At 71.8% G+C, this 19,264-nt stretch carries 19 protein-coding genes and 1 pseudogene; 10 read left to right on the top strand and 10 right to left on the bottom strand.

Annotated features, from left to right (window positions below):
• Nucleotides 1–2: 2 nt before the first annotated feature.
• The 4 genes from FPZ22_RS03670 (at nt 3) to FPZ22_RS03655 (ending at nt 2,374) form a co-directional block, all read left to right on the top strand.
• Nucleotides 3–1,103: an alpha/beta hydrolase gene (locus FPZ22_RS03670; RefSeq protein WP_144890459.1), complete on the top strand. Its 1,101-nt coding sequence runs from the start codon at nt 3–5 to the stop codon at nt 1,101–1,103.
• 1 nt (nt 1,104) lies between these two features.
• Complete coding sequence (gene crcB / locus FPZ22_RS03665) at nt 1,105–1,488, top strand: fluoride efflux transporter CrcB (RefSeq protein WP_144890456.1); 384 nt, start codon at nt 1,105–1,107, stop codon at nt 1,486–1,488.
• 96 nt (nt 1,489–1,584) lie between these two features.
• A complete protein-coding gene (locus FPZ22_RS03660; protein ID WP_144890453.1) occupies nt 1,585–1,788 on the top strand; it encodes a hypothetical protein in 204 nt (67 codons plus the stop codon).
• Nucleotides 1,775–2,374 carry a YdeI/OmpD-associated family protein gene (locus FPZ22_RS03655; protein ID WP_144890450.1) on the top strand — a complete coding sequence of 200 codons (600 nt, stop codon included), beginning with the start codon at nt 1,775–1,777 and terminating at the stop codon, nt 2,372–2,374. The genes FPZ22_RS03660 and FPZ22_RS03655 overlap by 14 nt, the downstream gene beginning before the upstream one ends.
• Nucleotides 2,375–2,384: 10 nt before the next feature.
• Here the strand turns inward: FPZ22_RS03655 and FPZ22_RS03650 are convergent, their stop codons facing one another.
• Nucleotides 2,385–2,684 (bottom strand): type II toxin-antitoxin system RelE/ParE family toxin, encoded by a 300-nt coding sequence (locus tag FPZ22_RS03650; protein WP_144890447.1) that lies wholly within the window; start codon nt 2,682–2,684, stop codon nt 2,385–2,387.
• On the bottom strand, nt 2,681–2,920 hold the full coding sequence (locus FPZ22_RS03645; RefSeq protein ID WP_144890444.1) for a type II toxin-antitoxin system ParD family antitoxin: 240 nt from the start codon (nt 2,918–2,920) through the stop codon (nt 2,681–2,683). The genes FPZ22_RS03650 and FPZ22_RS03645 overlap by 4 nt, the downstream gene beginning before the upstream one ends.
• Before the next feature lie 190 nt (nt 2,921–3,110).
• On the opposite strand from FPZ22_RS03645, the gene lexA reads away from it, so the two are divergent.
• The 5 genes from lexA to FPZ22_RS03620 all read left to right on the top strand — a co-directional run bounded on the left by lexA (nt 3,111) and on the right by FPZ22_RS03620 (nt 10,840).
• Nucleotides 3,111–3,731 carry a transcriptional repressor LexA gene (gene lexA, locus FPZ22_RS03640; RefSeq protein WP_144890441.1) on the top strand — a complete coding sequence of 207 codons (621 nt, stop codon included), beginning with the start codon at nt 3,111–3,113 and terminating at the stop codon, nt 3,729–3,731.
• On the top strand, nt 3,728–4,456 hold the full coding sequence (gene imuA / locus FPZ22_RS03635; RefSeq protein WP_168198924.1) for a translesion DNA synthesis-associated protein ImuA: 729 nt from the start codon (nt 3,728–3,730) through the stop codon (nt 4,454–4,456). Before lexA ends, imuA begins: the two co-directional genes overlap by 4 nt.
• A 7-nt stretch (nt 4,457–4,463) precedes the next feature.
• Nucleotides 4,464–5,945: a Y-family DNA polymerase gene (locus FPZ22_RS03630; protein ID WP_144890438.1), complete on the top strand. Its 1,482-nt coding sequence runs from the start codon at nt 4,464–4,466 to the stop codon at nt 5,943–5,945.
• A 28-nt stretch (nt 5,946–5,973) separates the two neighbouring features.
• Nucleotides 5,974–9,579 (top strand): error-prone DNA polymerase, encoded by a 3,606-nt coding sequence (locus tag FPZ22_RS03625; RefSeq protein ID WP_246120924.1) that lies wholly within the window; start codon nt 5,974–5,976, stop codon nt 9,577–9,579.
• An 82-nt stretch (nt 9,580–9,661) separates the two neighbouring features.
• Nucleotides 9,662–10,840: a COG3904 family protein gene (locus tag FPZ22_RS03620; protein WP_210412702.1), complete on the top strand. Its 1,179-nt coding sequence runs from the start codon at nt 9,662–9,664 to the stop codon at nt 10,838–10,840.
• 84 nt (nt 10,841–10,924) lie between these two features.
• On the opposite strand, the gene FPZ22_RS03615 is transcribed toward FPZ22_RS03620, so the two are convergent.
• The 7 genes and pseudogenes from FPZ22_RS03615 to FPZ22_RS03590 form a co-directional block, all read right to left on the bottom strand.
• On the bottom strand, nt 10,925–12,757 hold the full coding sequence (locus tag FPZ22_RS03615; RefSeq protein ID WP_144893903.1) for an ABC transporter ATP-binding protein: 1,833 nt from the start codon (nt 12,755–12,757) through the stop codon (nt 10,925–10,927).
• 19 nt (nt 12,758–12,776) lie between these two features.
• Nucleotides 12,777–14,543 (bottom strand): DUF2207 domain-containing protein, encoded by a 1,767-nt coding sequence (locus tag FPZ22_RS03610; protein WP_144890435.1) that lies wholly within the window; start codon nt 14,541–14,543, stop codon nt 12,777–12,779.
• Nucleotides 14,540–14,866 (bottom strand): LemA family protein, encoded by a 327-nt coding sequence (locus tag FPZ22_RS13935; protein ID WP_246120923.1) that lies wholly within the window; start codon nt 14,864–14,866, stop codon nt 14,540–14,542. Before FPZ22_RS13935 ends, FPZ22_RS03610 begins: the two co-directional genes overlap by 4 nt.
• Nucleotides 14,838–14,936, bottom strand: a pseudogene (locus FPZ22_RS14380) (hypothetical protein); the annotation flags it as partial. The pseudogene FPZ22_RS14380 and the gene FPZ22_RS13935, both read right to left, overlap by 29 nt.
• A 152-nt stretch (nt 14,937–15,088) precedes the next feature.
• The gene (locus tag FPZ22_RS03600) at nt 15,089–15,316 is read right to left on the bottom strand and encodes an RNA-binding S4 domain-containing protein (protein WP_144890433.1); all 228 of its coding nucleotides are present in this window, start codon (nt 15,314–15,316) and stop codon (nt 15,089–15,091) included.
• A gap of 46 nt (nt 15,317–15,362) precedes the next feature.
• Complete coding sequence (locus FPZ22_RS03595) at nt 15,363–16,304, bottom strand: DMT family transporter (RefSeq protein WP_144890430.1); 942 nt, start codon at nt 16,302–16,304, stop codon at nt 15,363–15,365.
• Nucleotides 16,305–16,330: 26 nt separating this feature from the next.
• Complete coding sequence (locus tag FPZ22_RS03590) at nt 16,331–17,230, bottom strand: LysR substrate-binding domain-containing protein (protein ID WP_144890427.1); 900 nt, start codon at nt 17,228–17,230, stop codon at nt 16,331–16,333.
• A 184-nt stretch (nt 17,231–17,414) separates the two neighbouring features.
• Here FPZ22_RS03590 and FPZ22_RS03585 point away from each other — a divergent pair, with 184 nt between their 5' ends.
• Entirely contained in the window at nt 17,415–18,260 is an 846-nt protein-coding gene (locus FPZ22_RS03585; protein ID WP_246120998.1) for a DMT family transporter, read from the top strand.
• Nucleotides 18,261–18,344: 84 nt separating this feature from the next.
• On the opposite strand, the gene FPZ22_RS03580 is transcribed toward FPZ22_RS03585, so the two are convergent.
• Complete coding sequence (locus tag FPZ22_RS03580) at nt 18,345–19,175, bottom strand: DUF72 domain-containing protein (RefSeq protein ID WP_425463034.1); 831 nt, start codon at nt 19,173–19,175, stop codon at nt 18,345–18,347.
• Between the last annotated feature and the right edge of the window lie 89 nt (nt 19,176–19,264).

Below are 19,264 nucleotides of genomic sequence, written 5' to 3'. Positions count from 1 at the left end.
CCATGACGCGCCTCCTCGCCGCCCTGCTGCTCCTCGCGTTGCCCCTGCTCGCCCACGGCCAGCCGGCCTGTCCCTCGGGCGAATCCTTCGACAAGGCCCGCGCCGTGGTCGCCGACCTGCAGCGCATCGTCACCCCCGCCGGCGTCCAGGACACCTACGCCGAGCGCATCGGCGGCATCGACCAGTGGATGCAGGTGCGCGGCAAGGACCGTGCGAACCCGATGATCCTGTTCGTGCACGGCGGGCCGTCGTCGCCGGCGATGCCCAGCGCGTGGCAGTGGCAGCGGCCGGTGGAGGAGTTCTTCACCATCGCCCATTACGACCAGCGCGGCGCCGGCAAGACCCATCGCGCGAACGATCCGGACGCGGTCGCCGGCGACATGGCGATCGGCCGTTTCGTCGACGATGCCATCGAGGTGGCCGAACACCTGCGCGCGCGCTACGGCAAGGACAAGCTGGTGCTGGCAGGCCACAGCTGGGGCACGGTGGTGGCGATGCACGCGGCGCTGCGGCGCCCGGACCTGTTCCACGCCTACGTCGGCATCGGCCAGGTCATCGACACCCGGCGCAACGAACGGCTGAGCTTCGAGTACGGGCTGGAACGCGCGCGCGTGGAGGGCAATGCCGCCGCCGTCGCCGAGCTGGAGTCGATCGCACCGTATCCGGGCGATGCGCCGATCACCCGCGAGCGCATCATCATCGCGCGCAAGTGGCCGCAGCACTACGGCGGCCTCAATGCGTACCGCGACGCGGAGCAGGACTACTACTACGGAGCCTCGCTGCTGTCGCCGGCCTACGACTGCGAGGACCGCCGCGCCTTCTTCGCGGGCAATGTGTTCACCCTCGAGCACGTGCTCGACGAGTTCCTGCAGGTGGATTTCAGCGGCGTGCGCGAGTTCCCGATCCCGGTGGTGATGTTCCTCGGCCGCCACGACTACACCACGCCCTCGGCGCCGACCGTGGAGTGGCTGGAGCAGGTGCGGGCGCCCTACAGGCGCGCGGTGTGGTTCGAGCACTCCGCGCACATGATCCCGTGGGAGGAGCCGGGGCGGACGCTGCTGGCCTTGCTGGAACACGTGCGGCCGCTGGCGGTGGAGCCCTGACATGCATCCGGTCCTGCTGGTCGGCCTCGGCGGTTTCCTCGGGGCGGTCGCACGCTACAAGCTCGGCGGGCTGGTGCTGCACCTGACCGTGCAGGAGCGCTTCCCCTTCAGCACCTTCGCGGTGAACGTGCTCGGCTGCCTGGTGGTGGGCGTGCTGGCAGGCCTGGCCGAGCGCCACCAGGCCTTCGGTCCCGACGCGCGGCTGTTCCTGTTCACCGGGCTGCTCGGCGGCTTCACCACGTTCTCGGCCTTCGGCCTGGAGGCGGTGTACCTGCTCCGCCGCGGCGAGCTCGCGACCGCCGCGCTGTACGCGGGCGGCAGCGTGGTGCTGGGCATCGCCGCGGTGTGGCTGGGGCTGAAGCTGGTGGGGCTGGGATCCAGGTGACGCCGGCGCCGTCGTCGAGCAGCTCACTTATAGTGCGGCATGCCTTCAACGTCCGCCAGACCTTCATTGCGCACAACGACGCCGGGGCCGATCGGCATGACCGCTGACGAGCCCCTGGACTTCGCCGCGCTCGAGCGCCTCCAGCTTCAACAGTGGGTGGCGCTGAGCACGGCGGCGAAGGTGGACTTTTTCGAAGAGATGATCCAGCTGGCCTACAGCAGCGGTGCGCTCCGGCCGGAGCAGCTGGCGCTGCGGGACAAGGCCAGCCCGCCATCCGGAGATCACCATGACCCGCCATGACCCGCGCATCGATGCCTACATCGCCCGCCAGGCGGACTTCGCCCGGCCGATCCTGGAGGAGCTGCGCCGCCGGGTGCGTGCGGCCTGCCCGGAGGCCGTGGAGACCATCAAGTGGGGCGCGCCGGCGTTCACGTATCGGGACAAGCTGCTCGGCGTGATGGCGGGCTTCAAGCAGCACGCGGCCTTCAACCTGTGGCACGGGAAGCAGATCGTGGGCGAGGACGCCGCGGTGCAGGAGGGCATGGGCCAGTACGGGCGCATCACGTCCTTGAAGGATCTCCCCGCGAAGCGCGAGACCACCGCCCACATCCGCGCCGCGATGGCGCTGGTGGAGGCCGGCACCACCACCGCGACCGCGCGCGCGCCCAAGCCGCCGCCGTCGCTGCCTGACGACCTGGCGGCCGCGATGCGCGGCAACAAGGCGGCGCGCGGCCACTGGGATGCGTTCACCCCCGGCAAGCAGCGCGAGTACGCCGACTGGATCATGGGCGCCAAGGGCGCGGACACGCGCGCCCGGCGCGTGGCGCAGGCGGTGGAATGGATCGCGGAGGGGAGGACGCGGAACTGGAAGTACGCGAAATGTTGAACGGCAGCCCTCAGGTGTCCAGATACGCCTCTGCGTCCATCGCACCGTGCAGGATGCGGACGATCATGACTTCTTGCCCAGCGATCTGCCTGTAGTAGATGACGTGCGCCCCGTGTGGGAGTCTTCGGTAGCCTTGCAGAATGTCGTCGCATGCACGCCCCATCGCGGGATTCCTGGCCAGTGCATGAAAGATCCGGTCGACTTCCTTCAGATACGCATTGCGCTGTCGTACGCCCCACCGGGCTTCCGTGAGGCGCGCAATCGACTTGAGATCAGCTCGGGCGGCCCTGGTGAGGCCAAAAGAGCTCACGGCCGCTCGGCGTCCAGTTCGGAAACCAGCGACTCGTAGCTGTAGTCGGCACGCCCGCTGCGCTCACCCTCGCGTAGCGCCTGGCGAAGCACTTCCAGCCTGTTTTCGGCGGTTTCGAGCAGGCGCAGCCCGGCTCGGACGACTTCACTCGCCGACCCGTATCGGCCACTGTCGATCTGGCTGCCGATGAATTCCTCGAAATGGTCACCCAGGCTGACGCTCGTGTTCTTGGCCATGGCTGTCTCCTGCGTGTACCAGATATTGGTAGTGGAGGTGGCGGCTGTCAATCCGCCCCGTTCAGGTCCGATCGATCGCCCGCCAAGCTGTTGATCTGAAACCCCTCTCACTCCCTGAGACCGCCCGGTGCCGGAATCCATCCGACAGCCGGGCTTGCCCTTGCCCGCAAAGGTAAATAGATTTTTACCCATGACCGACGACCTCACTCCCCGACAGCGCGACGTGCTCGGCTTCATCCAGGCCCATGCCGGGGCCGAGGGCGCGCCGCCCACGCTGCAGCAGATCGCCGACGCCTTCGGCTTCCGCCAGGCCTGCGCGGCGCACAAGCACGTGCGCCGGCTGCAGCAGGCGGGCTACCTGGAGGTGCGGCCCAACGAGGCCCGCGGAATCCGGGTGATCGGTGGCACGCGGCTGAAAGTCCGCGACGACCGCCTCGAACTCCCGGTGCTCGGCCGGGTGGCCGCGGGCGCGCCGATCGGCGCCGACGCCGGCATCGAGCGCCACCTGCTGTTCGACCGCGCGCTGTTCTCCAGCAGGCCCGACTACCTGCTGCGGGTGAAGGGCGATTCGATGCGCGACGACGGCATCTTCGACGGCGACCTGGTGGCGGTGCAGCGCGCCAGCGACGCGCGCAACGGCCAGGTGGTGGTGGCGCGCATCGACGGCGAGATCACCATCAAGCGCCTGGAGCGCACGCGTTCGCGGCTGCGCCTGCTGCCGCGCAATCCCGACTACGCGCCGATCGAGGTGCCGCCGGGCAGCGACTTCGCCATCGAAGGCATCTACTGCGGGCTGGTGCGCGCGGAATGAACGCGCTGCCTGCCATCGCGATGCCGCCCATCGCGGCGCTGCCCGGGCTCGACGCCATGCTGTCGGCGCGCACGGTGTGGCGCGCCGGGCGTGCGCCGGTGGTCCGGCCCGATGGCGAGCCCACCGGATACGCGGCGCTGGACGCGCTGCTGCCCCAGGGTGGCTGGCCGCGCGCAGCGCTGACCGAACTGCTGCTGCCGGCCGATGGCGTGGGCGAGCTGTCGCTGCTGCTGCCGACGCTGGCGCGGCTGACGCAGGCCGGCGGCATCGTCGCGCTGGTCGCGCCGCCGTACCTGCCGTATGCGCCAGCGTGGCAGGCGGCGGGCGTGGACCTGCGTCACCTCGAAGTCATCGAGGCCGATGCGCGCGGCGCGCTGTGGGCCTTCGAGCAGTGCCTGCGCAGCGCGGCCTGCGCGGCGGTGCTGGGCTGGCCGCTGCAGGCCGATGCGCAGGCGCTGCGGCGGCTGCAGGTGGCGGCCGACAGCGGCGACAGCCTGGGCTTCGCCTTCCGCGATGCGAAGCACGCGGCCAACCCCTCGCCGGCGGCGCTGCGGATGGAGTATTCGGCGGCGGGCGAGGGCGGCTGGCACATCCGCAAGTGCCGCGGCGCCAATCCGCCGTCGCAATCCTTCGTGCCCCATCGCCCTGTAGGAGCGGCTATAGCCGCGATCCCGACCCGCGGCGCAATCGCGGCTATAGCCGCTCCTACAGTTCCTTTTTCCTGAGGCCACCATGCTCTGGGCCTGCATTGCGTTGCCGCGGCTGGCGCTGGACGCCGTCCTCCGCCGCGTGCCGGATCCGTCGCGGCCGCTGGCGCTGGTGTCCGGGCCTGCGCAGCTGCGCCATTTGCACGCGGTCAATGCCGCCGCCGCCGAAGCCGGGTTGAAACCGGGCATGCGGCTGTCGGCGGCGCATGCGCTGCTGTCCGACGTCGCGATGGTCGAATACGATCCGGCCTCGGAGGCGCGCTGGCAGCGCTTCCTCGCCGCCTGGGCCTACCGCCACAGCTCGCAGGTCAGCGCCCGGTGGCCGGGCGCGATCGTGCTCGAGGTGCGCGCCAGCTTCCGGCTGTTCGGCCCGTGGCCGCGCTTCGAGGCGCGGCTGCGCGAAGAACTCGAGGGTCTCGGCTTCAGCCACCGCATCGCGCTGGCGCCGACGCCGCGCGCGGCGCGGGTGTTCGCGGGGCTGCGCGACGGTTTCGCGGTGACCGGCGAAGGCGCGATGCGCGAGGCGCTGGCGCGGGTGCCGGTGCGCCGCGCGGCGCTGCCGGGCAATGCCGGCGAGCGCCTGCAGCGCATGGGCGTGCACACGCTCGGCGACCTGCGCATGCTGCCGCGCGACGGCCTGCGCCGGCGCTTCGGCGTGGAACTGCTCGAGCACCTCGACCGACTGCACGGCGACGCCGACGATCCGCTCGCGCTCTACGCGCCGCCCGATCATTTCGACGGCCGCATCGATCTCGGCTTCGAAGTCGAGAGCCACCAGGCGCTGCTGTTCCCGCTGCGCCGGCTCATCGTCGATCTCGCCACCTACCTCTCCGCGCGCGACGGCGGCGTGCAGCGCTTCACGCTCCGCCTGGAGCACGAGGCGCGCCACGCGCTGCCCTCGCACGAGGCCGACCAGGTGCAGCACGACGCCGTGCGCTTCACCGAAGTGCCGGTCGGGCTGCTCGCCGCCGAGCGCGACGCCGGGCTGCTGTTCGAACTCACCCGCAACCGCCTGGAGCAGGTGGCGCTGCCGGCCCCGGTGATCGGCCTGCGCCTGCTGGCGCGCGAGCTGCCGCCCTTCGTCCCCGCCGAACGCGATCTGTTCGACACGCGGCCGGCGCAGGCGGTGCCCTGGCCACAGCTGCGCGAGCGCCTGCGCGCGCGCCTGGGCGACGAGGCCGTGCACCGGGTCGCGCCCTCTGGCGACCCGCGTCCCGAGCGCGCCTGGCGGCGCGCGGACGCGGGCGAGGACGGCGATGCGGCCTGTCTCGCGCCCGCGCCGCGGCGTCCGCCGCGCCCGGCCTGGCTGCTGCCGCGTCCGGTGCCGCTGCGCGACCCGCGGCTGCGCATCGTCTCCGGACCCGAGCGCCTGGAAAGCGGCTGGTGGGACGGCGACGACGCGCGTCGCGACTACTACGTACTGGAAACCTCGCGCGGGCAGCGCGCCTGGGCCTTCGCGCCGCCGGGCGAGCGCGAAGGCTGGATGCTGCACGGGTGGTTCGCATGAGCCGCGACGACCAGTACGGCGAGCTGCCATGAGCCGCGACGGCGACCACGACGACCTGCCGCCGGGCGTGGTGCCGGACACGCCGGGCGCGCGTCCGCCGCGCATCGTTCGCATGCAGCGGCAGATGCAGCGGCAGATGCAGCTGCCGATGCGGCTGGAGGCGGCGAACGATTCCTCCCCCGGGAACAGCTGCTGTGGGAGCACCTCCTGTGGGAGCGGCTACAGCCGCGATCCGGAATGCAGGGCCATCGCGGCTATAGCCGCTCCCACGGGGGCAGGGAAGGTGGGCGCTGGGCTGCCGGCGTACGCGGAACTCCATTGTCTCTCCGACTTCAGCTTCCTTCGCGGCGCGGCCAGCGCGGAGGAGCTGTTCGCCCGCGCCGCGCAGTGCGGCTACGAGGCGCTGGCGATCACCGACGAGTGTTCGCTGTCGGGTATCGTGCGGGCGCACGAGGCGTCGAAGATCACCGGCGTGAAGCTGGTGGTCGGCGCCGAGTTCGAGCTCGACGACGGCCTGCGCCTGGTGCTGCTGGTCGAGGATGCCGTCGGCTACGCGCGGCTGTGCCGGCTGATCACCACCGCGCGCCGGGCCGCGCCGAAAGGGGAGTACCGCCTGTCGCGCGCCGACGTCGAAGCCCAACTGGATGTTCCCTGCAGGAGCGGCTACAGCCGCGAAAACCGCCATGGAATGGCTGCGGATCCGGCATTCGCGGCTATAGCCGCTCCTACAGGTTCGTGCCATGGAATGGCTGCGGACCCTGCATTCGCGGCTGTAGCCGCTCCTGCAGGTGCGGGCGATGGGCTGTTCGCACTGTGGCTCCCGGGCCGCGAGCCGGATCCGGAGGAGGGCGCCTGGCTGAGGGGCGTCTTCGCCGACCGCGCCCACCTCGCCGTCGAGCTGCACCGCGAGGACGACGATGCCGCCCGCCTGGCCCGGCTGCTCGCGCTTGCCGAGCGCCTCGATCTCACGCCGGTCGCCGCCGGGGACGTGCACATGGCCACCCGCCGCCAGCGCGTGCTGCAGGACACGATGGTGGCCATCCGCCACGGCCTGCCGCTGGCCGGGGCCGGCGCGCACCTGTTCCGCAACGGCGAACGCCACCTGCGCCACCGCTACACCCTGGGCAACATCCATCCGCGCGCGCTGCTGGACAACGCCGCCGCGCTCGCGCGCCGCTGCCGCTTCTCCATGGCCGAGGTGAAGTACAGCTATCCGGCCGAACTGGTGCCGCCGGGCGAAACCCCCGCCAGCCATCTGCGCAGCCTCACCGTGGCCGGCATGCGCAGGCGCTGGCCGGATGGCGTGCCGCCCAGGGTCGCCGCACAGATCGAGGAAGAGCTCGCGCTGATCGCGGACCTGGAGTACGAGGCCTTCTTCCTCACCGTCGAGGACATCGTCCGCTTCGCCCGCGGCCGGAACATCCTCTGCCAGGGCCGGGGTTCGGCCGCGAACTCGGCGGTGTGCTTCGCGCTCGGCATCACCTCGGTCGACCCCGCCGAGAGCCGGCTGCTGATGGCGCGCTTCCTGTCGAAGGAGCGCAACGAGCCGCCCGACATCGACGTCGACTTCGAGCACGAGCGGCGCGAGGAGGTGATGCAGTACGTCTACGCCAAGTACGGCCGCGAGCGTGCCGCCCTGGCCGCCACCGTGATCCGCTATCGCGGAAAAAGCGCGGTGCGCGACGTCGCCAGGGCCTTCGGGCTGCCGCCCGACCAGGTCACGCTGCTGGCCGGCTGCTTCGGCTGGGGCAACGGCGAGACGCCGATGGAGCGGCGCCTGGCCGACGCCGGCTTCGACATCGACAATCCACTGATCGCCCGCATCCTCGCCGTGACCGCGATGCTGCGCGGCAAGCCGCGGCACCTGTCGCAGCACGTCGGCGGCTTCGTGATCTCGGACGCGCCGCTGTGGAACTTGGTGCCGGTGGAGAACGCGGCCATGGCCGACCGCACCGTGATCCAGTGGGAGAAGGACGACCTCGAGTCGCTGGGCCTGCTCAAGGTCGACTGCCTGGCGCTGGGCATGCTGACCTGCATCCGCAAGGCGCTGGACCTGGTGCGCCGGCACCGCGGCCGCGACCTGGAGCTGGCGACGATCCCCAAGGAGGACCCGGACACCTACGCCATGATCCAGCTCGCCGACACCGTCGGCGTGTTCCAGATCGAGTCGCGGGCGCAGATGACCATGCTGCCGCGGCTGAAGCCGCGAACCTTCTACGACCTGGTGGTGGAAGTGGCGATCGTGCGCCCGGGGCCGATCCAGGGCGGCATGGTGCATCCCTACCTGCGTCGCCGCATGGGCCAGGAGCCGGTGGCCTATCCGTCCGCGGGGATCGAGGAGATCCTCGGGCCCACCCTGGGCGTGCCGCTGTTCCAGGAGCAGGTGATGGAACTGGTGATCCATGCCGGCTATTCGCCCGAGGAGGCGGACGGGCTGCGCCGCTCGATGGCCGCCTGGCGCCACGGCGGCGACATGGAGCCGCACCGGCTGCGGATCCGCGAACTGATGGAAGGCAAGGGCTACGCGTCGGAGTTCATCGACCAGATCTTCGAGCAGATCAAGGGTTTCGGTTCCTACGGCTTCCCGCAGAGCCATGCGGCCTCGTTCGCCGGACTGGTCTACGCCAGCTGCTGGCTGAAGCGGCACGAGCCGGCGGCGTTCGCCTGCGCGCTGCTGAACTCGCAGCCGATGGGCTTCTATTCGCCCAGCCAGATCGTGCAGGACGCGCGCCGTGGCAGGGGCGCGCGCCCGGGCGTGGAGGTGCTGCCGGTGGATGTCATCCACAGCGACTGGGACAACACCCTGGTCGAAGCCCCGCCTCCACCCTGCAGGAGCGGCTACAGCCGCGATCGGGGTTTCGCGGAAGTCGCGTATCGCGGTTATGGCCGCTCCCACAGTGATCGTGCGGATCGCGGCCATGGCGGCTCCCACGCCGCCATCCGCCTCGGCCTCCGTCAGGTCGCCGGCCTTTCCCCGGCCGTGGGCGAAGCCATCGTGGCCGCGCGCGCGCAGCGCCCCTTCCGCGACGTCGCCGACCTCTGCCGCCGCGCCGGCCTGGATGACAGGGCGCGGACGGCGCTGGCCGAGGCCGGCGCGCTCGAATCGCTCGCCGGCCACCGCCACGACGCACGCTGGCAGGTCGCCGGCATCGAGCGCCAGCGGCCCCTGCTGCCCGGCAGCCCGGACGAAGAGGCCGTCGCGCTGCCGGCGCCGACGACGGGCGAGGACGTGCTGTCCGACTACCGCGCGCTGGGCCTGAGCCTGCGCGCGCATCCACTGGCGCTGCTGCGCGGGCAGTTGCAGGCGCGCCGCCTGCTGGCCTCGCGCGACCTGCACGGCCGCCGCCATGGCAGCCACGTGGCCGTGGCCGGCATCGTCACCCAGCGCCAGAAGCCGCAGACCGCCAGCGGCACCATCTTCGTCACCCTGGAGGACGAGCAGGGCATGGTGAACGTGGTGGTCTGGCCGCGCGTGGCCGAGCGCCGGCGCAAGGCGCTCCTGGGCTCGACCCTGCTGGCGGTGCGCGGGCGCTGGGAGCGCGTCGATGGCGTGGAGCACCTGATCGCCGGCGACCTCGAGGACCTGTCGTCCCTGCTGGGCGGCCTGCACGCCGAGTCCCGCGATTTCCGCTGAAGCGCAGGCGGGTTCATCCCGCGTTCTTCCGCGCGCACGGGCAGGCCCTAGACTGGAGCATCCCCGTGCCGCCCTCCCTCGAATGTCGATCCCGTTCCGCGCCATCGCCCTGTGTGCCCTGCTCGCCGGATGCGGGGCGCCGCAGCCGGATGCTCCGGCTGCAGCGGAAGCGGTCGCGGAAGCCAACGGCATGGGCGAGTTCATCAGTACTCCGGTGGAACCGGCGCCGAAGCCCTACGACGTTCGCAAGGGCACCGACTGGCCGGAGGCTGCCCTTGCCGATGGCGTCGCCATGGTCAGCTGCGAACTCGACTACGCCAACCAGGGCGACGGCGAAGCGCTGGCCCACCTCTCCTTCATGAGCGTCGCCGACGCCATCAGGCCCTGCCAGGAGGTCGGCCTGGTGCGCCTGCGCTACCAGGGCAAGATCAACGCCGGCTTCACCGCACTGGTTGAGCGCGTCTCGGCCATCGCCGACCGGATGGAGATCGGCAAGCGCGTGCTCGACATCGACTCCACCGGCGGCCAGGTGGAGGACGCGATCCGCGCCGGCGACGCCATCGGCGCCTCGGGCTGGACCATCTGGGTGCGGGAGGGCGCGAGCTGCCACAGCGCCTGCGTGCTGATCCTCGGCGCCGGCGACGTGCGCATGATCTCGGGGCCGGTGGGCATCCACCGCATCATCCGCATGAGCTCCACGGCGACCTCGCGCGCGCAGCTCAACGAAGAACTCCAGGCGGTCTACGGCCGGGTGAAGGAATACCTCGCCCGCAACGGCGTGGCGGTCGCGGTGGCCGACATGATGATGGCGGTGCCCAACCGCAACCTGCGCCTGCTGACGCCCGACGAACTGCTGGAGTACGGTCTGGACGGCACGAACCCTGCGCAGGACGACCTCGACCGCCTGCAGCTGATGCGCAAGTGCGGCGAGGACTTCGTCCGCCGGCGCGACGCGTTCCAGCGCAGCTTCGACCGCCAGTGCAAGGTGCCCGACCGCGAGCTCGAGGAACTCAACGACTGCGGCCTCGCGCTGCGCGAGGAATACGGTTTCCCGGACGGAACCTGCCCGGACGACAGTCCCATGAGCGAGTTCGATGCGGTGCGCAGCGCCTTCTTCCAGCGCCGGGCGCCCGCGGACGAACCGCCGGCCGAGGAGCGCCCGGACAGCGCGGGGGCCGGAGTCCGGGAATCGGGACTCGGGATCGGTAAAAAACCCTCCGTAGGAGCAGCTACAGCTGCGACCGGCGGGTCGCCGGAGTGATGGGCCGGTCGCAGCTGTAGCTGCTCCCACAGGAGGCCGCGATCCCGAATCCCGAGTTCCGGATCCCGGATCACGGATCACGGATCACGGCACCTCGGCGAGGAAGCCGCCGGACTGGTGCCGCCACAGCTGGGCGTAGATGCCGCCGCGGGCCACAAGCTCCCCGTGCGTGCCCTGTTCGACGATCGCGCCCTGGTCCATCACCACCAGCCGGTCCATCGCCGCGATCGTCGACAGGCGGTGGGCGATGGCGATCACGGTCTTGCCTTCCATCAGCCGGTAGAGGTTGCCCTGGATCGCGGCCTCGACCTCGGAGTCCAGCGCCGAGGTGGCCTCGTCCAGCACCAGGATCGGTGCGTCCTTCAGCAGCACGCGGGCGATCGCGATGCGCTGGCGCTGGCCGCCGGACAGCTTCACCCCGCGCTCGCCGACCTGGGCGTCGTAGCCGCGGCGGCCGGCGGCGTCGGAGAGTTCGAGGATGAAGTCGTGGGCCTCGGCCTGGCGCGCGGCCTCGACCATCTCCTCCTCGCTGGCGTCGGGGCGGCCGTAGAGGATGTTCTCGCGCACGGAGCGGTGCAGCAGCGAGGTGTCCTGGGTCACCACGCCGATGCAGGCGCGCAGGGAGTCCTGCTGCACGCTGGCGATATCGACGCCGTCGACCAGGATCCGGCCGGCTTCGACGTCGTGGAAGCGCAGCAGCAGGTTGACCAGGGTGGACTTGCCGGCACCCGAGCGCCCGATCACGCCGATGCGCTCGCCCGGGCGCACGTGCAGGTCGAGGCGCTCGATCACGCCCGAGCCCTTGCCGTAGTGGAAGGCCACGCCCTCGAAGCGGATGTCGCCCTTCACCACCCGCAGTTCCGGCGCGCCCGGCGCGTCGTCGACCGTGGGCGGCAGCGAGATGGAGTTGATGCCGTCCTGCACCGTGCCGACGTTCTCGAACAGCGCCGACAGCTCCCACATGATCCACTGGCTCATGCCCACCAGCCGCAGCGCCAGCGCGACCCCCACGGCCACCGCGCCAGCGCTGATCGCATCGCCCCGCCACAGCCACAGGCCGATCGCCGAGACCGCGAACACCAGCGCCATGTTCAGCGCGTAGTTGCCGGCGCTGACGCCGGTGGCCAGGCGCATCTGCCGGTAGACGGTGCCCAGGAAACCGTCCATCGCCTCGCGGGCATAGGCCTGCTCGCGTCGCGAGTGCGAGAACAGCTTCACCGTGGCGATGTTGGTGTAGCTGTCGACGATGCGCCCGGTCATGTCCGAGCGCGCGTCGGCCTGCTCGCGCGAGACGCGCTCCATGCGCGGCACGAAATACACCATCAGCGCGCCGTAGCCCGCCGCCCAGCCGGCGAAGGGCAGCATCAACCGCCAGTCGGTCGCCGCCATCGCCACCATCGCGCCGACCACGTAGACGCTGACGTAGACGCCCACGTCCATCAGCTTGATCACCGTCTCGCGCACCGCCAGGGAGGTCTGCATCAGCTTGGTGGCGATGCGCCCGGCGAACTCGTCCTGGAAGTAGCCCATCGACTGCCGCAGCAGGTAGCGGTGCACGTTCCAGCGGATGCGCATCGGGAAGTTGCCCAGCAGCACCTGCAGCTGGACCAGGTTGTCCAGCCAGACCAGCAGCGGCAGCCCGACCGCGACCAGCAGGGCCATCCAGGCCAGGCGGGTGCCCTCGGCTTCGAGGAAGCTCGCCGGCGTGTGCTCGCCCAGCCGGTCGACCAGTGCGCCGAGGTAGACGTACAGGCCGAGTTCGCCGATCGCGATCAGCGCACCGGTGAGCGCCATGAGCGAAAGCCAGCCGCCGGCGCCGCGGGTGTAGTGCAGGCAGAAGGCCACCAGGCCGCGCGGCGGCTGACGCGGCGGCGCGTCCGGGAACGGCTCCAGGCGCGACTCGAACCAGCCGAACAGGCCGCGACGCGGGCCGCGCTCAGCGTCCACCGCCGCCTCCACCGCCGCCGCCACCCCCGGAAAAGCCGCCGCCGCCGCCGCCCGCCGAACTGCCGGGCGGGGTCGACGAGGACGCGATCTGCGAACTCAGCGCGCTGCCGATCGAGCTGGTGAACCTGCCGATGTCGGCGCCGCCGCTGCCGTGGTACCAGGCGATGCCGGCGGTGGCGGCCGCGGCGGCGGCGGTGCCGACGGCCGCGGTGAACTTTCCGGTCCAGGCCTTCTCGACTCCCAGCGCCACCGCGTAGGGCAGCAGGGCTTCGAAGCGCGCGGCGTCCAGCGGCGGCGGTTCCGCGGAGGCCGGCCCTGCGAGGCGCGCGAGGTCGTCCTGCTCGGCGACCGAGAGATAGCGTTTGAAGCCTTCGATCTCGTCGAGCAGCCGGCGGCCCTCGGGCGTCGGTGCGCCGATGGCGAAGGCGAAGGCCAGGGCGACCGCGAACGCCAGCCCCAGCGGCGCCAGCGCCCAGGGCATGCCGCCGCCGTCGCCGGCGGCCACCAGCAGCAGGGTCGCCACCACCGTGACGAAGAAGATCGCGAAGGCGATCGCGATGCTGCCCCCGTTGTGGCTGAACATCGCCGGCTGGAAGCGCCGTTTCATGCCCTCGCCGTGGCGGGTCCGCGCCTCCAGCAAGTGCCGGGCGTTCTCCTTGCCCAGCTCCAGGCTCGGACGCGAAGGCGGCAGCAGCGCTTCGAGCAGGCGCCTCTGGTCGGCGTTGGCGAGGTCCGCGGCGGGCACGTCGCCGCGGCGCAGGGTCCAGCGATCGCCGAGCATGCCTCTGTCGTGGTCGATGTGCAGGGCGCCCTGCACCGCGCAGGCGAGGAGGTCGGCGGACATGCAGATGTGGTCGTGGCCGCGACGGGCCATGTAGCGCAGCGCGCCCGGCGACTCTCCGCGCGGCGGCTCGTAACGGGCGATGATCACCCCCGGCTCCGGATCACGGCCCACCGCGCGCCAGCGCTTCAGGCAGTACGCCAGCAGCGCCAGCAGGCCGGCCAGCGCCGCGCCCAGCGACAGGTTGTCGGCCAGCAGCCACCTGGCCTCGTCCGCGCGCGAGGGCGGGGTCACGATCCCCTTCGGGAACGACAGCACGATGGTCAGGCCCTCGCGCGGCCGCAGCGGCCGGACCAGCGTCCAGCGCGCGACGCCGGGCCCGGCGATGGTGGCCTCGAATCCCTGCTCCCGCGCGCCCTGCGGGCCCGAATAGCCCTCCGCGACCAGCGCGTTCGCGGGCACCGGCGTCGGCAGGCGGACCTCGACGCTGCCGCTGTCGATCGGGAAGGCCCAGCCGTGGCCGATCGCGTTCCAGTAGAGCTCGTCGTGGCCTTCGAAGAAACCGAGCTGCCGCGTGGTGCGGTAGCGCAAGGTGTAGGTGGTTTCGAGCGGCACCGGCAGGACGTCGTCGTTGCCGGTGTTCACCCGGACGCCGTTGGAGACGGATCCGGTGAACCAGGGCTCAGGACGTCCGTCGCGCTCGACGCCCAGGACCTCGAAGCCGACGACGACGCGGTTGCCGTCGCGGTCGCGGTAGCGGGTGGGGAAGTCGCGGTAGATGCCGCGGCGGATGTCGGACCCTTCCGCGCGCACGCGGATGTGTTCGGTAACCTCGAGACTGCCGTCGGCCCGCACCTCGACCATGCTGTCGTAGGCCAGGATGCGTTCGTCGGCCGCGGCAAGCCCGGGCAGCAGCACCATCGCGGCCGCGAACAGCCAGCCGAACACGGCCGCGGGACGGCGCCGGCCCGTCACGACAGCTCCACCATCGGTGCCGCACGGCTGTCGGCGGCGGCCTGGAAGAAGGCGGCTTCGCCGAAGCCGAAGCTGCGCGCCACCAGCACGTCGGGCACGCGCTGCACGGCGTCGTTGAGGTCCCGGACGGCGCCGTTGTAGTAGCGGCGCGCGTACTGCAGGTGTTCCTCGACGTCGACCAGATCGTCCTGCAGGCGGGCGAAGTTCTCGCTGGCCTTCAGGTCCGGGTAGGGCCTCCCGCAGCAGCAGCAGGCGGCCCAGCGCCTGCTCGAGTTCGGCCTCGACGCGGCCCAGCTCGCCGGGATCCCGCAGCTCCAGCGCACGCGTGCGCAGCGCGGTCACGGCTTCGAGCGTGGCCGCTTCGTGCGTCGCGTAGCCCCGCACGGCGGCCACCAGCTGCGGCACCAGGTCGTGGCGGCGCTGCAGCTGCACGTCGATGTCGGACCAGGCGGTGGCCACCTGGTTGCGCAGGCGCACCAGGCGGTTGTAGGCGAACACGGCCCAGGCTCCGAGGACGACGGCGACGAGCGCCGCGACCAGGCCGGTCACGGCCCCGCACCCGCGTGGACGCGGACCTCGACGTCGCCCAGCGCGACGATCTGGCCGGCACGGATCTTGGCGGTCTTGCGCGATTCCACCGCGCCGTCCACGCGCACCGCGCCCGAGGCCACCAGTGCCTTGCCGGCGCCACCGCTGTCGCAGAGGCCGGCGAGCTTGAGGAGCTGGTTGAGCTCGACGAAGTCGCCCTCGAGTTCGAAATCGATGTGCTGCATGCGCGTTCCGCGACCGGGGGATGCGGGAGCGTAACGCAGCGCGCCGTCAGTCGGTGACGTCGCGGGCCTCGCCCGTGGCCAGCGTCTCGGGATGGCTGATCCGTTGCGGCCGCGCCAGCACCGGGTGCACCAGCACCGCCGCGAGGATGATCACCACGCCGAGGTAGAACGGCAGGCTCAGCTCCTGCTGTTCGGACAGCAGCACGATCGCCAGCACGATGGCGTACACCGGCTCCAGGTTCACCGCGAGCTGGGCGGAGAACGCGCTCATGTGCCGCAGCGCGACCAGGGACAGCGCGAACGGGAACAGCGTGCAGGCGAAGGCGAGCAGCAGCAGCCAGGCGGCATCCTGGGCGCCTGGCAGCACGAACAACGGCCCCGCGAACGCCGGGAACACGTAAGGCATCACCGGCGCCAGCAGGGTCAGCGCGATGGCGCCGGCGCCGAGTTCGACCGCGGTCACCACCAGCGGGTCGGCGTGTTCGACCAGGCGCTTGTTGAGCGAGCCGAACAGGGCCACGAACAGCGCCGACAGCGCGCCCACGGCCACGCCGATGCGCATGCCGTCGGGAATGCCGCCGACCACCAGCGCCACGCCGGGCAGCACCGCGATGCCGAGCGCCAGCTCGGCGCGGGAGAAGCGCCGCTTCGCCAGCTTCGGTTCGATCATGGCCACGAACACCGTGGCCAGCGCCATGCAGGTCGCGGCCACCGAAGCGTTGGCCAGCTTCACCGCGCCGTAGAACGTCAGCCAGTGCAGCGCCACCAGAACGCCGATGCCGGCATAGGCCAGCAGCAGGCGGCGCGGCAGCGCACGCACGCCGCGCCAGACCCGCGGAAGCAGGGCCAGGGCGGCGACCACCAGCAGCATCCGCCACCACACCAGCGGCAGCGCCGGCAGCGTGATCAGCTTGCCCAGGATGGCGGTGAAGCCCCACAGCAACACGCACAGGTGGATCTGCAGCTGGGCGCGCGTGGTCGGGGTCATGGGCGTGGTCGCGACAGGGGCCGGGATTATCGGCCGGGAAGGGCGTCCGCGGCCATGTCCATCAGCCACTCGGCGAACAGGCGCGCGGCCGGCCGCAGCGGCCGGTGCGAGGGGTGCACGATGAAATAGGCGTAGCGGCTGGGCAGTTCGGGGCCGGGCAGGCGCAGCAGGCGGCCGGAGGCCAGCCACGGCACCACCACCAGCCGCCGCGCCAGCGCGGCGCCCAGGCCGTGGGCGGCCGCTTCGAGCATGTCGGTGCTGTCGCTGAACGTGAAGCGCTCCATCGGCCGCGCGCCCCGCACGCCGGCGGCGCGGAACCAGTCGCTCCAGCCATGCCGCGACAGGTCGCCGACCAGGGGGAGGCGGGCGATGTCGGCGGGGTCTGCGATCCGGTCCACGCCGGCCAACGCCGGCGACGCCACCGGGAACAGCGGTTCCTCCAGCAGCCGCTGCGCCGACAGCCCGGGCCAGTGGCCGGGTCCATGGCGCACGCCGAGGTCCGGGCCCTGGTCGTCGAAGCGGGTCAGCGCGATCTCGGTCTCGAAGGAAATGCGGATGTCCGGATGGCGCGCGGCGAAGTCCGGCAGGCGCGGGACGATCCAGGCCGTCGTGAACGAATGCAGCGCGGTCACGCGCACCCGCTCCCCGTCGCCCTGTGAGGTGCGCAGTCCCGAGAGCACGTCCTCGAGCTCGGCCAGCGCGTTGCCGGAGGCGTCGGCCAGGCGGCGGCCCTCGGCGGTGAGCGACACGCCGCGGGCATGGCGCTGGAACAGCATCACCCCCAGCCGCGCCTCCAGCTTGCGCACGTGGTGGCTGACCGCGCTGGCGGTCAGGTGCAGCTCTTCGCCGGCATGGGCGAAGTTCTGGTGGCGGGCGGCGGCTTCGAATGCCGCCAGCGCCGGGAGCCAGTCCGAACGAAGGGTCAAGGCGAGCCTCAAGCCAGGTTTGTGTCTTGGCCGGAAAGTATGCGCTTGCGAGCGGGCGGCGGGCGCGGAGAATCTCGCTGACCATGAAACCTGGCGCGCGCCGCTCCGGAGACTCCCCATGAACAGCCTGCCCGGCCGGGCCGCACCTGCCTCTCCTTCAGCCCCGGGGGCCCTGTCGGCCTGGATGACGCCGCTCGAGATCACCCTGCTGGGCGCGATCTGGGGCGCCTCCTTCCTCTTCATGCGCATCGCCGCGCCGCAGTTCGGGGCGGTGCCGCTGGTGGAGCTGCGGCTGGGGCTGGGCGCGCTCGTGCTGCTGCCCTTCCTGTGGCGTTCGCGGGCCGCGTTCCCGCCCGCGCTGTGGCCGAAGCTGGCACTGATCGGCGCGATCAATTCGGCGCTGCCCTTCATCCTGTTCGCGTGGGCGGCCGAGCGCGCCCCCGCGGGCATCGGCGCCATCGCCAACGCGATGACGGTGCTGTTCACCGCCCTGGTCGCCTTCCTGTTCTTCGGCGAGAAGATCGGGCGCCGCCGCGCGGTGGCGCTGTTCGCGGGCTTCGCCGGCGTCGTGGTGCTGGCAAGCGGCAAGTCGGCCGGGGTCAGCGTCGGCTGGGCGGTGGTCGCGGGCGGCCTGGCGTCCTTCCTCTACGGCGTCGGCCTGAACCTGGTGAAGCGCCATCTGACCGGCCTGCCCCCGGCGGCGGTGGCCGCGGCCACGCTGGGATGTTCGGCGCTGCTGGTGCTGCCGTTCGCGGTGGCGACCTGGCCCTCGCAGCCGGTCACGCCGGCGGCCTGGACCTCGGCGGTGGCGCTGGGCGTGCTGTGCACCGGCGCGGCCTTCGTCATGTACTACCGCCTGATCGCACGCATCGGACCGACGCGGGCGTCCACGGTGACCTACCTGATCCCGGTGTTCGGCGTGGCCTGGGCCTGGTGGCTGCTGGGCGAGCCGGTGACCTGGACGATGGCGGTGGCCGGCGCGACGATCCTCGGCAGCGTGGCGTTCAGCCAGCGCGGGGGCGCGCGCTGACGCAAGCGCGCGTGATGTCCGCGATCGCGGTCGCGACCCGGCGCGCCGGTCCGGCCGCGCGCTCGACGCGTGTTCGACGCGAGGTCAGCGCGCCTCCAGCAGCGCGTGCAGCGCCATGGCCGCCGCGGGATTGCGTTCCTTGGCGGCGGCGATGAAGAAGACGAAGACGTCCCGCGCGACCGGCGAGGGAACCTGCTGGGGATCGATCCGCGGCAGATCGTCGGGTTCACCGCCGGCGGCCCAGGTGCGGACGCGCCCCGCCCACTGTTCGAGCTCGTCCCGCGGATAGCCGGTCGCGGACCCCGCGCGTGCGCGCATCAGGCGGGCGTAGACGAAACCGGCGGTGACGTCGGCGAACGACGGGTGCTCCGGCGAATCGGTGAACACCGTCGCCATGCCCTGGCTGCGCGCGAGCGCGATGTATCCCGCGTCGACGAAATCGGGGTCGCGCACGTCCAGCACGTGGCGCAGCGGGCGGCCGCCGGCCTCGCGCGGCAGCAGGTCGAGGAAGGCGGCGAACTCCGCGCGGTCCGGGCGCGTGCCGCGGTCGAACTGCCAGACCAGGGGACCGAGCCGGTCGCCGAGTTCCGCGATGCCGCCGACGAAGTCCTCGACCTGCGTCCCGGTCTTCGCCAGCGCCCGCGACTGGGTGATGCGCATCGGCGCCTTGGCCGAGAACATGAAACCGGGCGGCGTGTCGTCGCGCCATTTCGCATAGGTGGCCGGCTTCTGCGCCCCGTACCAGGTGCCGTTGATCTCGATCGCCGACAGCCGCCGGCTGGCGTATTCCAGCTCGCGCCGCTGCACCAGGCCCTTCGGATAGAAGTTGTCGCGCCACGGCGCGAAGGTCCAGCCGCCGATCCCGGTGCGGATGCCGTCGACCGGCGGCACGCCGGCTTCGGCCAGGCCTTCGATGGGCGCGTCGGTTGCAGTGCTTCGTGCCATGGCGCGGCTCCTGCGAAAGCTCAGGCACGCAGGGTAGGGCAGTCCGCGGCAGGGCGCAC

The sequence above is a fragment of the Luteimonas granuli genome, from assembly GCF_007795095.1.
Lineage (GTDB): Bacteria > Pseudomonadota > Gammaproteobacteria > Xanthomonadales > Xanthomonadaceae > Luteimonas > Luteimonas granuli.
Note: the sequence above shows the minus strand (reverse complement) of the source record. Positions and strands in the feature narration are given on the sequence as shown.

Coding starts and splice junctions, on each gene's coding strand:
- FPZ22_RS03670 (WP_144890459.1), top strand. CDS start 3: ATGACGCGCCTCCTCGCCGCCCTGCTGCTCCTCGCGTTGCCCCTGCTC.
- lexA (WP_144890441.1), top strand. CDS start 3,111: ATGACCGACGACCTCACTCCCCGACAGCGCGACGTGCTCGGCTTCATC.
- FPZ22_RS03630 (WP_144890438.1), top strand. CDS start 4,464: ATGCTCTGGGCCTGCATTGCGTTGCCGCGGCTGGCGCTGGACGCCGTC.
- FPZ22_RS03655 (WP_144890450.1), top strand. CDS start 1,775: ATGACCCGCCATGACCCGCGCATCGATGCCTACATCGCCCGCCAGGCG.
- FPZ22_RS03595 (WP_144890430.1), bottom strand. CDS start 16,304: ATGACCCCGACCACGCGCGCCCAGCTGCAGATCCACCTGTGCGTGTTG.
- crcB (WP_144890456.1), top strand. CDS start 1,105: ATGCATCCGGTCCTGCTGGTCGGCCTCGGCGGTTTCCTCGGGGCGGTC.
- FPZ22_RS03660 (WP_144890453.1), top strand. CDS start 1,585: ATGACCGCTGACGAGCCCCTGGACTTCGCCGCGCTCGAGCGCCTCCAG.
- imuA (WP_168198924.1), top strand. CDS start 3,728: ATGAACGCGCTGCCTGCCATCGCGATGCCGCCCATCGCGGCGCTGCCC.
- FPZ22_RS03585 (WP_246120998.1), top strand. CDS start 17,415: ATGACGCCGCTCGAGATCACCCTGCTGGGCGCGATCTGGGGCGCCTCC.
- FPZ22_RS03600 (WP_144890433.1), bottom strand. CDS start 15,316: ATGCAGCACATCGATTTCGAACTCGAGGGCGACTTCGTCGAGCTCAAC.
- FPZ22_RS03645 (WP_144890444.1), bottom strand. CDS start 2,920: ATGGCCAAGAACACGAGCGTCAGCCTGGGTGACCATTTCGAGGAATTC.
- FPZ22_RS03625 (WP_246120924.1), top strand. CDS start 5,974: ATGAGCCGCGACGGCGACCACGACGACCTGCCGCCGGGCGTGGTGCCG.
- FPZ22_RS03620 (WP_210412702.1), top strand. CDS start 9,662: ATGTCGATCCCGTTCCGCGCCATCGCCCTGTGTGCCCTGCTCGCCGGA.